The sequence below is a fragment of the Bacillus sp. JKS001846 genome (assembly GCF_900176455.1).
Taxonomy (GTDB): Bacteria; Bacillota; Bacilli; order Bacillales; family Bacillaceae_G; genus Bacillus_A; species Bacillus_A cereus.
In genome coordinates, this window is record NZ_FWYG01000001.1 from 1,008,401 (window position 1) to 1,021,844 (window position 13,444).

The window sequence follows — 13,444 nt, forward strand, 5'->3', positions numbered from 1 at the left end:
TCCGAGAAATCGTTGATATATTACTCCGCATTAACGGGCAGTAAAACTTCCACCTTAAAATTCGGCTGGAGCAAAGAAGTTAGTTGGGAAATAAACTGCCCATAAATGCCCGATTGGTTCAACTAATAATCAGTGGGGATTCCCCCCACTGATTAAAGTTTCACTTTATCGTTTCTCAATCGCCACAATAAATGGCGGGTTGTTTTGTTGGTTAATGAAGCCATATCGCAGTACGTGACCTTGTTTTTGGTCTAGCTCTTCTGCAAATTTGAGAACAGCGTCGCGTTCTACTTGTCCTTCTGGGTGTCCGTGGTAAATGACGAGGACGATGATACCTTCAGGTGCCATTACTTCTAGTAATTGTTCAATTGCCGAAATTGTTGAGTTCGGTTTTGTAACGATATGCTTGTCACCGCCAGGAAGGTAACCTAAGTTGAAGATAGCGCCTGTTACTTTTCCTTTTGCGTCTTCTGGTAGTACGGATAGAAGTGTATCGTGACTATCGTGAACTAAAACAGTACGTTCAAAAAGTTCTTTTTCTTTTAGACGAGTTGTTGAGCTTTCAATCGCTTCTTTTTGAATATCAAATCCAAATACTTTTCCGCTATCCCCAACAATTTCAGCTAGGAAGCAAGTGTCATGACCATTTCCAAGTGTTGCATCTACAGCGTAGTCGCCTTCTTTAACAGCCGTTTGCAGCAGTGTGCGAGCAAACGGTAATACACGTTCTAATTTCATTGTTGTTTCTCCTCATTTGCATATTTTCCTTGCCAGCTTCCGCGGCGTACAAATTCTGCATCGATGGAATTTAATACTTCCCATTTATTTAAGCTCCACATTGGACCAATCATTAAATCAGGTGGGCCGTCACCTGTGATACGGTGCACAATTACGTCTTCTGGAATAATTTCAAGTTGGTCAACAACAAGACTTACGTAATCCTCAAGAGAAAGGAATTCGAGTTGTCCTTTTTCATATTGCTTCACCATTGGCGTTCCTTTTAATAAGTGAAGTAAGTGGATTTTAATTCCTTGTACATCAAGTTTCGCTACTTCACGAGCTGTTTCCATCATCATGTCGTAATCTTCAAGTGGAAGACCGTTAATAATATGAGAGCAAACTCTAATGCCGTGCTTACGTAATTTATTTACGCCTTCCACGTAAGACGGATAATCGTGAGCGCGATTAATAAGGTTTGCAGTGCGTTCATGAACGGTTTGTAGTCCAAGTTCAACCCAAAGATACGTACGTTTATTTAAGTCCGCTAAATATTCAACGACATCGTCTGGTAAACAATCTGGACGAGTTGCGATAGAAAGACCGACAACATCTTTTTCTGCTAGAAGCGGTTCGAATTTTTCTTTTAACACTTCAAGTGGTGCGTGTGTATTTGTGTACGCTTGGAAATAAGCGATACATTTTCCATCTTTCCACTTTGAGCGCATTTTTTCTTTCATTTCATGATATTGTGTTATAACATCATCGCGGCGATCACCAGCGAAGTCGCCAGATCCGGCAGCGCTGCAAAATGTACAACCACCGTAAGCAACTGTACCATCACGGTTCGGACAATCGAAGCCAGCATCTAATGAAACTTTAAAGATTTTTTCACCAAATTCATTTCGTAAATGGTAATTCCATGTATGATAACGTTTATTGTCGTTTGTATATGGAAAAGGGTTTTGAACCTTCATTATTTTCCCTCCTAAGCCGAGTCAAAATGAAACAAAATCCATTATAACATACTCATAAGGTAGAGATGGAAGGGACACACTAAAGGGGAATTGAAGCAAGGAGGGACAATTATGGCAGAGCGTCAATCACTTGAATCGTATATTACACAAGCGGAACAAGCGGTGGAATATGCAAAAGAACAATTAGAACAAGGCATGAGACAAGAGCATTACAATACGATGGAGTATTCAGATGCACAGTTACAATTAGAACAAGCGTATAACGATTTACAAACGATGCAACAACATGCGAATGATGAGCAACGTGAGCAATTAAATAGAGCACGTATGGCAATTCGCCAATTGCAACATCAAATGATTATTACACCGCACTAATAAGGAGTGAATGTAATGGCGAAACGTTCAGATCAAAATAACCCAGAGCAAAAAACACAAAATGGACATAACGCTGAGTTTTCGAATGAACTTGATCCCATTGTTCAAGTAAAACAGCGTAATAGTAAAAAAGGACAACCTCAAAAATCAAAACAATCAGAGTAAACCAGGTCGAAATATGACCTGGTTTTATTTTGCTATATGACAATAGTGTAAGATTTCTGTAAGGTTTGCCGATAGTTGTAATTGTCCTTTTCCAGTAGAGTAAGGGAGGATTAAATTTTGGACAAGGAGCTGCTTTATGGGGAACAATATTACAAACAAACGAATTGATGAGTTAGATTACATTCGTGGCTTCGCATTACTGGGGATTATTTTAGTAAATATTTTAGCACTACTTAATATTAAAACTCCAGATCCTAATACAGTAGATGCTAGCTATCAAAGGTTTCTATACTTATTTGTAGAAGGTCGTTTCTTCTCGATTTTCTCATTCTTATTTGGAGTGGGATTCTATATCTTCATTACAAGAGCGATTGCGAAAGGGAAAAATGGATATGTTCTATTTTTCCGCCGCGTAGTTGCATTATTTATTTTTGGTTTAATTCATCAAATGTTTCAGCCTGGAGAAGCACTAGCGTTATACGCAATTTGTGGGTTAATCGTTTTGCCGTTTTATAAAGCGAAAAAAGAAGTGAACCTAGCACTAGGACTTATTTTGACAATTGCCTTCAGTGTAATGGGAGTTAAAGAACTATTACCACTTGGCTTAATTTTATTAGGACTTGCTGCAGGACAATATCGTGTATTTGAAAATCTTTCAAAAAACATAAAGCAAGTCGCTATTTTTACAGGCATTATGTTTGTTTTAAGTGTGGCAGCTGTATGGTATCAATATGGACACGTGCCTGCTGGCCCATTTGTAAATATGATATTGATGAATGAAGATGGAACAATGGATGCTGCAAGCCAGTTTCTAAAAATTGGTATTACTGTTGGACCAATTATTTCAGCTTTCTATGTAGGAGCATTAATTTTATTACTTCAGTTAAAACCAGTTCAAACATTATTAGCACCATTGAAATACTACGGTCGTATGGCTTTAACAAATTATATCGGACAAACGGCAATGATTTTAATTGCTGGTAGTGTATTTAACTTTGCAGGTAACTTAACATACATGCAGACGCTATATGTATGTATCGCAATTTATGCAATTCAAATTGTGTTTAGTGTAATTTGGATGAAAATCTTTAAAATGGGTCCATTAGAATGGGTTTGGCGTGTTATTACGTACTGGACGGTAACACCTTTAAAGAAATAAAGTGAAACTTTAATCAGTGGGCTGTTCCTTTCGCGGAACAGCCTATTTTTATTGTCATCTTTTGTCGATAAGTCGATATATTTTGGTAATCGCTGATAAAAGTGTAAGAATCGCCGATATATTTGAAAAATCGCTGATAAAAGTGTAAGAACCGCTGATATATTTGAAAAATCGCCGATATAATTTCATTTACCGATTTACTATGTCGAAATGCGAACTAGTAGTAAAAGCCAAACTTACACGCCCACCTTCTTTATATTACAAAAGTGTAAGGTAATTGTAATGTTAACAAATAGCAGTTCACTTCTAAAAAGCGCAAAATAGGTAATGGAAAAACAAGCGTAGGAGGATATATATGACGAAACCAGTTGTAGACGTGAAAAACGTTCAAAAAGTGTACGGTAAAAAAGGTGAGAACCAATCACACGCGTTAAAGGGTGTTTCATTCTCAATTCAAGAGGGTGAGTTTGTTGGAATTATGGGACCATCTGGTTCCGGTAAAACGACATTATTAAATGTAATTTCAACGTTAGATAAGGCAACGGGCGGCGTTGTTGAAATTGCGGGAACGGATATTACAAAAATGAAGCAAGGTGAGCTTTCAGATTTCCGTTCGCAAAAATTAGGATTTATCTTCCAAGATTTTAACTTATTAGAGAACTTATCTATTTATGAAAACATTGCACTTCCACTTTCTCTTCAAGGTGTCGCATCACGTAATATTGGACCGAAAGTAGAAAAAGTAGCGGATATGTTAGGGATTACAGAAATACTTCAAAAGTATCCATCTGAAGTATCTGGTGGACAGAAACAACGTTCAGCAGCAGCGCGTGCTTTAGTGCATGAGCCGGCAATTATTTTAGGGGACGAGCCAACAGGAGCGCTTGATTCTAAAAATGCAACGAGTTTACTTGATGCGATGACAAACTTAAATAAAGATCAAGGCGTATCGATTATGATGGTTACGCATGATCCATATAGTGCAAGTTACTGTCAGCGTATTTTATTCATTCAAGATGGTGAGCTATATAAAGAAATTCATCGCGGTGGTACGCGTGAAGAGTTCTACAAAGAAATTTTAGATGTACTTGCAGATTTAGGTACACAAAAGGCGTAAGAAAGGAGGTTCCAGTATGTTATTTAAACTTTCCATGTCGGGGCTGAAAAGTAAGCTGAAAGATTATATCGTCTTACTTGTCGGTCTTGTCATGTCGATTTCAATTTTTTACATGTTCCAAACGTTAGCACTGAATAAAGCATTTTTAGAATCTAATTCAGTGATTAAATCTATTGGATTCGTATTCCAAGCAGGATCATTTTTATTAGCAATTATAACGTTCTTCTACATTTTATATGCAAACTCTTTCTTATTATCTCTTCGTCAAAAAGAGTTCGGTATGTATATGATGTTAGGTGCGAAAAAACATAAAGTTACATTACTTATGTTTATTGAAACAATCGTATTAGGTGCTGCGTCTCTTGCAATCGGGATTGCAGTTGGAGTAGGACTTGCAGAAGGTATTGGACAGTTATTAATGAAACAGCTTGAATTTGCTGGTGAAGGGTATAAAGCATTTTATCTACCATCTATGACTGTTACTTGCATCTTCTTCTTTGCACTATTTGTATTATCAGCAATTATGAACAGTATTAAATTGTCACGTATTTCTGTATTGCAACTAGTACATGCAGATGCACAAACAGAGCGTGTTGCAGTAAAAGGTAAAAAGACAGTTGTAGTGGCATTCCTTGCTGTTATTTTATTAGGTATAGGTTATGCATCTATGATCTATATGGAAAAACTAAAAGAGATGGGAATCCTTATTGCATTAATTACAACGACAGCTGGTACTTACATGCTATTTGGCTCACTTCTTCCAGTCATTATTAAAAAGTTAAAAAGTAATAAAAAGCGTAGTGAAAAAGGACTTAATGCTTTTACATTTGCACAATTAAACTTCCGAATTAATAGTTTAACAAAAGTACTTGCAACAGTGGCAATGTTAGTTGCACTTGGAGCTGGTGCAATTTCAGGTGGTATGGCATTTAAAAATAACGTTATAAAAATGGTAGATGGTTTAGTAATATATGATTCAGTAGTTCATAATCCAACAGCTGAAGAAAAGAAAATTTTAGATGGTATTACATTTAAAGAGAAAAGCGAATATCGTTACAAAGTTGATGATAAATACGTTTACTATGTAAAAGAAGATTTAGAGAAAAATCGTCCTTTCGTAAAAGATATGGCAAAGATGAAGTCTATGAAGGATTTAGTAAATACGAAAAAAGTTTCAGAGGAACTACCGGTAGGTGCAGTTTCTAGAGAGATGAATCAAAAAGATGCGAATACTAAAGAACTTTCAGCGGAATGGACAGATGCTTTTAGTACAATCCATCCATATTATTTATACAATGATCATGCAATTAAAATTGTAGATCAAAAAATGTATGATGGGATAAATGGTAAAGAAGGTATAGCATTTATCGGAAAAACAGATGATTTTTTAACATATAAAAAAGAATGGAAAAAACTTGACGAGTTGCAGCTAGATAAATATAAAAATGTAAAAGCTGAACAAATGGATAGTAAATATCAAGCTTATAGTGGGTTCTATGGCATTGCGAGTGGAACAGTATTTATGGGATTCTTCCTTGGAATTGCGTTCTTAGCAATGATGGCAAGCTGTCTTATGTTTAAAATTCTTTCTGGTGCATCAAAAGATATTACGCGTTATCAAATGCTTCGTAAAATCGGTGTGCGCCGTGAGTTATTAACGAAATCGATTTATAAAGAGCTATTCTTAGTATTCTTATTCCCAGCAATTGTGGGTATCGCTCACGTATTAGTTGGTATGAATATTTTCGGATTTATTTTAATCGATCCGTACTTCCGTATTTGGATACCAATCGTAATTTTCGTAGTTATTTATGCGATTTATTACTTCATTACAGTTCAATTGTATAAAGGAATTGTTCTTCCGAAAGAAGATTAATAATAAAAACCGAGCAAAAACGCTCGGTTTTTATTATTTTCAGAAAAAACACTTTAATGTTACTGAAATGTATAATATAATGTAAGTAAGTAACGTAATATAAAAGTAGAAGTAGCTGTATAAGGAAAGGAGGAATCCAATCTGTAGAAAGAAGCTGAACTTTTATCCCCACATTTTTTTACCGCAACGTATTTATACAATCGTAAGTTTCCACATTGAAAGTTTTCAGAACCACCTGAGTATATTGTGAAAATAATGGATAACACATGGAAATCTCATAGCATGATAAGGTAAAATGGACAACATAATGAGAAAATTACCGTTCATAAGATGAGGAGAATACATGTATGGAAGTTGTAGAGGCATTAAAAGATATAAGCCAAATTGAGGCTATGAAAAAATATTTAAAAGAGCACTCCCAGCGAGATTATCTTTTATTTGTTATTGGAATTAACACAGGATTAAAAATTACAGAACTACTTAGCATGAAATTTGAAGATGTATTAAATGAAGACGGGACTGTTAAAGAGTTTTATGCTCTTCCTGTGAAAGATGAAAAATTTAAACAAGATATTTATTTAAATACAAAAGTAAAAGAAGCGCTTTTAGATTACGTACAATCTATTGGCGTTAAAAGAGAAAATTACGTATTCCAATCTAATAAAACGCCAAATTCAATTACGCGCCAACAAGCGTATCGTGTAATTCATAATGCTGCAGAAGCAGTTGGAGTTGTTGGTAAAATCGGAACGAATTCAATGCGAAAAACGTTCGGATTTCATGCGTACAAAAGAGGGATAGCGATTGCACTATTGCAAAAACATTTTCATCACGCGACTCCATCAGAGACACTAAAGTATTTAGGTATCTCAAAGGATGAGAGCTTTAAAACGGAGATTGATGTCGATTTATAAAAGCCGTAACTAAAAAATTAGGAGGCGGAAAATATGAATATTAGAGAGAGTGAACTGCCGGGTATTGGATGTAAGTTTGAAGTGATTACAAAAGGTAATGAAAAGATGGTTATCGTTATTCATGATGATGGCCGAAGAGAAATGTACCATTTTGATGCTGATCATGAAGAGAGTATTTCAAGCGTCTCTCTTCGTGATTCTGAAGCGAGACAAATTGCAGCTATATTGGGCGGAATGGTATATAGGCCACAAGCTTTAGATACGATTGAAATGGCTTTTGAGGGATTATCAATTGAGTGGTTTAAGGTGGAAAATAATGCACCAGTTGTACAAAAAACAATTGGTAGTTTACATGTTCGAAACACATATAACGTAACGATTATTGCCATTTTGAAAAAGAATATGAAGAAGTTCTTTAATCCAGGCCCAGATTCTATCATTGAAGCTGGCGATATGCTCGTATTATCAGGCGCGAGACATGAAGTGAAAAGAATTATTAATGAGTTGCTTTCAGTAGGAGGGGATTCATAATCGATGGATACTTTAATCTTTGAAGTTGGAACTGCGTTAGTATTAGTCGCTTTTGTAGCTATTCTCGCTGCAAAGTTAAAGTTCTCGATTATTCCGTTTCTTATTATACTCGGTATGCTAGTGGGGCCTCATGCCCCAGATTTAGGGCTTATCGATTTAAGATTTATTGAAAGTGGAGAAGTTATTTCCTTCCTCGGCCGTGTTGGCGTCATATTCCTCCTATTTTACTTAGGTTTAGAATTCTCAATTAAAAAATTAATTAAATCAGGAAAATCAATTGCTTTTGGGGGAACTGTTCATATATCGCTTAATTTTATATTAGGTTTACTTTACGGATATATAATGGGTTTCCCCTTATTAGAAACATTAATTATTGCTGGGATCATAACAATTTCATCGAGTGCAATTGTTGCGAAAGTAATTGTTGATTTAAGAAGATCTGGTAATAAAGAGACGGAGCTAATTTTAGGAATCATTATGTTTGATGATATCTTTTTAGCGGTATATTTATCAGTCGTTTCAGGATTAGTACTTGGAGGGGCAACATCATTTGTAGGTGCTCTTACATCTATTTTAATCGCAGTAGGTTATATGCTACTATTCTTTGTAGTTGCTAGAAAAGCTACACGGTTTTTAAATAAAATGTTAGATATTTCGTCCAATGAAATTTTTATTATTGTAATATTCGCTATTTTGTTTTTTGTAGCAGGATTTTCAGAAACGATTCATGTTGCAGAGGCAATTGGAGCATTATTACTAGGACTCGTTTTTTCTGAAACAGAGCATAGTGATCGAATTGAACAGCTTGTCGTTCCGTTTCGTGATTTCTTTGGAGCTATATTCTTTTTCAGCTTCGGTTTAAGTATAGACCCATTTTCACTTGGCGGAGCAGTGTGGTTGGCATTAGGAGCAGTTTTCATTACTCTTATCGGTAATTTTACTGCTGGAATGGTTGCGGGGCGTAAAGCTGGGTTATCGCATAAGGCTTCTACGAATATCGGTTTAACACTTGTATCACGCGGAGAATTTTCTATTATCGTCGCGAATATTGGAATTGCGGGTGGCTTAATGGCAGCGATTAAACCGTTCTCAGCTTTGTATGTTTTAATATTAGCATCGTTAGGACCTTTGTTGACGAAAGAATCTGGGAGAATATACTCGCTACTAGATAAGGTGTTTAAATGGAGTGATAAAGAACGTGTGAAGCGAGAAAAGGAAGTTGGATAGTACAAATAAGGGTAGACTGCATGAAAATTTCATGCAGTCTACCCTTTTATATATTGTTACTGTTGTCGTTTTTTGTCGGTAAGTTGATATATTTTAATAATCGCTGATATATTTGTAGTTGCGCCGATATATTCTGATAATCGCTGATATAATCCAAGAAGCAACCAATATAAATTCATTTACCGACGAACTATTATCTGAATTTCATCAACTATTAATCAGTTGCCTTCCTATTTAAAAACGACTACAATTTTACTGTTATATATATGAACGAAAAAAATAGAATAGGAGGGGAAGCTATGCCAAGGAAAGTATGGCTATTAGTAGCTGGGATGATTATTAATGTCACGGGTGCTTCTTTTTTATGGCCTTTTAATACAATTTATTTACATGATCACCTAGGAAAATCTTTATCTGTGGCCGGAATGGTATTAATGATCAACTCGCTTACTGGTGTAATCGGAAACTTGCTCGGCGGTGTTTTATTTGATAAATGGGGCGGTTATAAATCAACTTTAGTAGGGATTGTGATTACACTTGTATCAATTTTAGGTCTTGTGTTCTTCCACGGTTGGCCGTTATATGTTGTATGGCTAGCGTTAATCGGCTTCGGTTCTGGAATGGTCTTCCCATCGATGTATGCGATGGTTGGTACGGTTTGGCCAGAAGGCGGAAGACGGGCATTTAATGCGATGTACGTTGGACAAAATGTTGGTATTGCGATCGGAACAGCATGTGGTGGATTAGTTGCATCGTATCGTTTTGATTATATTTTCTTAGCGAACTTTATTTTATACTTTGTTTTCTTCTTAATTGCTTTTATTGGATTCCGCGGTATGGAAGACAAAAAAGAGCCAGGAGTGCAAAAAGAAGTCGAAACGAAAAAAGGGTGGTCACTTACACCTGGATTTAAAGCACTTCTTATCGTGTGTGTAGCATATGCTTTATGCTGGGTTACATACGTACAGTGGCAAGGAGCGATTGCAACACATATGCAAGAATTGAATATTAGCCTTCGTCACTATAGTTTATTATGGACGATAAACGGAGCAATGATTGTTTGTGCACAGCCACTTGTTAGTATGCTAATTCGTTGGATGAAGCGTTCTTTAAAACAGCAAATTATGATTGGGATTTTCATTTTTGCGGCGTCATTCATTGTGTTAAGCCAAGCGCAGCAATTTACGATGTTCCTCGTTGCGATGGTAACATTAACAATAGGTGAATTATTTGTATGGCCTGCGGTTCCAACGATTGCAAATATACTTGCACCAAAAGATAAATTAGGTTTTTATCAAGGGGTTGTAAATAGTGCGGCGACTGTAGGGAAAATGTTCGGGCCAGTCGTTGGCGGAGCAATTGTGGATTTATACAATATGGAAGTATTGTTTATAGCAATCATGGTAATGCTTGTAGTAGCGCTTATAGCAACGAGCATTTATGATAAACGAGTAAAAGTAGAAGAAACAGTTGAAGAAAAAATTGCAGTTTAGTTTGACGGAACATGTAACATGTTTTAGAATATATTTAAATAAAACAACCTTTAGAACAAGGGAGATAGCTCGGCTGTCTTAAGATGAATTCGTTAGTTATTAAGAGTAACGATTAACCGAGAAGTCCTCGCTTTAAGTAAGCTCTTAAGAGATACTAGGTGAAGGATAGTTCACGTAACTTATATGTGTAATAACAGTGAGAAGGAGTAGTAGTAATAGAAGCTGGTTTAGAGAGTTGACGGTCGGTGCAAGTCAATCCACGTTTCGTTATGAACTCGCCTTTGAGTTGCAGTTGTGAAACTAATAGTAGCAATTGCCGTTAATCCACGTTACGGATCTAAGCGAATGTATATTTGTACATTAATTTAGGGTGGTACCGCGGGAATCTATAACCTCTCGTCCCTTTTTAGGGATGAGAGGTTTTTTGTATTTTGGGCGGTGAAAATAAATAGAATTTCAAGGAGGGTATCTCATGAGCTTTAATCATCAAGAAATTGAGAAGAAGTGGCAAGGGTACTGGGAAGAGAATAAAACATTCCGTACGCCAGATGAGACAGAAAAACCAAAATTTTATGCACTAGATATGTTCCCATATCCATCAGGTGCAGGCTTACACGTAGGACATCCAGAAGGTTATACAGCGACAGATATTTTATCTCGTATGAAGCGTATGCAAGGATATAACGTTCTTCATCCAATGGGATGGGATGCATTTGGGCTTCCAGCAGAGCAATATGCACTTGATACTGGAAACAGCCCAGCTGAATTTACAGAGCATAATATTAATACGTTCCGTAACCAAATTAAATCATTAGGTTTCTCTTACGATTGGGACCGTGAAGTAAATACAACAGATCCAAACTACTATAAGTGGACGCAATGGATCTTCCTAAAACTATTTGAAAAAGGCTTAGCTTACGTTGATGAAGTACCTGTAAACTGGTGCCCAGCACTTGGTACAGTACTTGCAAACGAAGAAATCATTGACGGTAAGAGTGAGCGTGGTGGACATCCAGTTGAGCGTCGTCCGATGAGACAGTGGATGTTAAAAATTACAGCTTACGGAGATCGTCTATTAGAAGATCTAGATGAGCTTGATTGGCCTGAAAGCTTAAAAGATATGCAACGTAACTGGATCGGTCGTTCTGAAGGTGCAGAAGTACACTTCAACATCGATGGTACAGACGAGAAATTCACAGTTTTCACAACACGCCCTGATACATTATTTGGTGCAACATACTGTGTACTAGCTCCAGAACATGCACTTGTTGCAGAAATTACAACAGCAGAACAAAAAGAAGCGGTAGAAGCTTACATTAACGCTGTAAAAATGAAGAGTGATCTAGAGCGTACAGAACTTGCGAAAGAAAAAACTGGTGTATTCACTGGTGCTTACGCAGTTAACCCAGTAAACGGTGAGAAATTACCAATCTGGATTGCTGACTATGTTCTTGCAACTTACGGAACAGGTGCTGTAATGGCAGTTCCAGCTCACGATGAGCGTGACTATGAATTCGCATCAGTATTTAATCTTCCAATGAAGGAAGTTGTAAAAGGCGGAGATATTACGAAAGAAGTGTACACAGGTGATGGTGCACACGTAAACTCAGCATTCCTTGATGGTTTAAATAAAGAAGAAGCAATCGCAAAAATGATTGAATGGCTTGAAGTAACGAGCGCAGGGAATCAAAAAGTAACGTACCGTCTACGTGACTGGTTATTCAGCCGTCAACGTTACTGGGGTGAGCCAATTCCAGTAATTCACTGGGAAGATGGTACAATGACAGCTGTGAAAGAAGAGGAATTACCATTAGTTCTTCCGAAAACAGAAAACATTCGTCCTTCAGGTACAGGTGAATCACCACTTGCTAACATTGACGAGTGGGTAAATGTTGTTGATCCTGAGACTGGTAAAAAAGGTCGTCGTGAAACAAATACAATGCCGCAATGGGCTGGTAGCTGTTGGTATTACCTACGTTACATCGATCCAAACAATAGCGAAGCACTTGTAGATCCTGAAAAAGTAAAACAATGGCTTCCAGTTGATATTTATATCGGTGGTGCAGAGCACGCTGTACTTCACTTACTATATGCTCGTTTCTGGCATAAAGTATTATACGATATCGGTGTAGTTCCAACGAAAGAACCGTTCCAACAATTATTCAACCAAGGTATGATTCTAGGTGAAAACAACGAGAAAATGAGTAAATCAAAAGGTAACGTTGTAAATCCTGATGATATCGTAGCAAGCCACGGTGCAGATACACTTCGTCTATACGAAATGTTCATGGGACCATTAGATGCTTCAATCGCTTGGTCTGAAAATGGTCTTGACGGAGCTCGTCGTTTCCTAGACCGCGTATGGCGTCTATTCGTTCAAGATAACGGTGAATTAAGTGAGAAAATTACTGACGCACCAAATAAAGAGCTTGAAAAAGCTTACCATCAAACAGTGAAGAAAGTAACAGAAGACTATGCAGAGCTTCGCTTCAACACAGCGATTTCTCAAATGATGGTATTCATCAACGATGCATACAAAGCTGAAACACTTCCAAGAGAATATGTAGAAGGTTTCGTAAAAATGATTGCACCAGTTGCACCTCATATCGGGGAAGAGCTATGGAGCAAACTTGGATACAATGAAACAATCACATATGCAAGCTGGCCAACATTTGATGAGTCTAAACTTGTAGAAGATGAAGTTGAAATCGTTGTTCAAGTTATGGGTAAAGTTCGCGCAAAACTAACAATGAGTAAAGACGCATCAAAAGAAGAAATGGAACAACTTGCACTTGAAGCAATTCAAGACCAAATTGAAGGGAAAACAGTTCGTAAAGTAATTGTTGTTCCTGGAAAACTTGTTAACGTTGTTGCAAACTAAATCATTTAAAAA

At 36.9% G+C, this 13,444-nt stretch carries 12 protein-coding genes and 1 other annotated feature; of the genes, 10 read left to right on the forward strand and 2 right to left on the reverse strand.

Going from position 1 to position 13,444, the window contains the following annotated elements; translation table 11 throughout:
• Positions 1 to 165: 165 nt before the first annotated feature.
• Positions 166 to 738 (reverse strand): tRNA 5-(aminomethyl)-2-thiouridylate-methyltransferase MnmM, encoded by a 573-nt coding sequence (locus tag B9A45_RS05505; RefSeq protein WP_084063915.1) that lies wholly within the window; start codon positions 736 to 738, stop codon positions 166 to 168.
• Positions 735 to 1,694, reverse strand: coding sequence for a tRNA modification radical SAM protein MnmL/YtqA (locus B9A45_RS05510; protein ID WP_000868034.1), 960 nt, complete (start codon positions 1,692 to 1,694; stop codon positions 735 to 737). The genes B9A45_RS05505 and B9A45_RS05510 overlap by 4 nt, the downstream gene beginning before the upstream one ends.
• A gap of 111 nt (positions 1,695 to 1,805) precedes the next feature.
• Between B9A45_RS05510 and B9A45_RS05515 the strand changes: the two genes are divergently transcribed.
• The 10 genes from B9A45_RS05515 to leuS all read left to right on the forward strand — a co-directional run bounded on the left by B9A45_RS05515 (position 1,806) and on the right by leuS (position 13,432).
• Positions 1,806 to 2,069: a YtzC family protein gene (locus B9A45_RS05515; RefSeq protein WP_000840871.1), complete on the forward strand. Its 264-nt coding sequence runs from the start codon at positions 1,806 to 1,808 to the stop codon at positions 2,067 to 2,069.
• Positions 2,070 to 2,084: 15 nt separating this feature from the next.
• Positions 2,085 to 2,234 carry a hypothetical protein gene (locus tag B9A45_RS05520; protein WP_001129340.1) on the forward strand — a complete coding sequence of 50 codons (150 nt, stop codon included), beginning with the start codon at positions 2,085 to 2,087 and terminating at the stop codon, positions 2,232 to 2,234.
• A 136-nt stretch (positions 2,235 to 2,370) separates the two neighbouring features.
• On the forward strand, positions 2,371 to 3,393 hold the full coding sequence (locus tag B9A45_RS05525) for a DUF418 domain-containing protein (RefSeq protein WP_053514565.1): 1,023 nt from the start codon (positions 2,371 to 2,373) through the stop codon (positions 3,391 to 3,393).
• A gap of 355 nt (positions 3,394 to 3,748) precedes the next feature.
• Positions 3,749 to 4,510 (forward strand): ABC transporter ATP-binding protein, encoded by a 762-nt coding sequence (locus B9A45_RS05530; protein ID WP_000165837.1) that lies wholly within the window; start codon positions 3,749 to 3,751, stop codon positions 4,508 to 4,510.
• Between the two features lie 16 nt (positions 4,511 to 4,526).
• Entirely contained in the window at positions 4,527 to 6,386 is a 1,860-nt protein-coding gene (locus B9A45_RS05535) for an FtsX-like permease family protein (protein WP_000897799.1), read from the forward strand.
• Positions 6,387 to 6,733: 347 nt separating this feature from the next.
• Complete coding sequence (locus B9A45_RS05545) at positions 6,734 to 7,300, forward strand: tyrosine-type recombinase/integrase (protein WP_000454205.1); 567 nt, start codon at positions 6,734 to 6,736, stop codon at positions 7,298 to 7,300.
• A gap of 33 nt (positions 7,301 to 7,333) precedes the next feature.
• Positions 7,334 to 7,831, forward strand: a complete 498-nt coding sequence (locus tag B9A45_RS05550) for a cation:proton antiporter regulatory subunit (protein WP_016110821.1) — start codon at positions 7,334 to 7,336, stop codon at positions 7,829 to 7,831.
• Between the two features lie 3 nt (positions 7,832 to 7,834).
• Positions 7,835 to 9,058 carry a cation:proton antiporter gene (locus B9A45_RS05555; protein WP_084063916.1) on the forward strand — a complete coding sequence of 408 codons (1,224 nt, stop codon included), beginning with the start codon at positions 7,835 to 7,837 and terminating at the stop codon, positions 9,056 to 9,058.
• Between the two features lie 299 nt (positions 9,059 to 9,357).
• On the forward strand, positions 9,358 to 10,551 hold the full coding sequence (locus B9A45_RS05560; protein WP_001137561.1) for an MDR family MFS transporter: 1,194 nt from the start codon (positions 9,358 to 9,360) through the stop codon (positions 10,549 to 10,551).
• Between the two features lie 187 nt (positions 10,552 to 10,738).
• Positions 10,739 to 10,958 (forward strand) — a binding site (T-box leader).
• A gap of 65 nt (positions 10,959 to 11,023) precedes the next feature.
• Positions 11,024 to 13,432, forward strand: a complete 2,409-nt coding sequence (gene leuS / locus B9A45_RS05565) for a leucine--tRNA ligase (RefSeq protein ID WP_000009466.1) — start codon at positions 11,024 to 11,026, stop codon at positions 13,430 to 13,432.
• Positions 13,433 to 13,444: the final 12 nt, after the last annotated feature.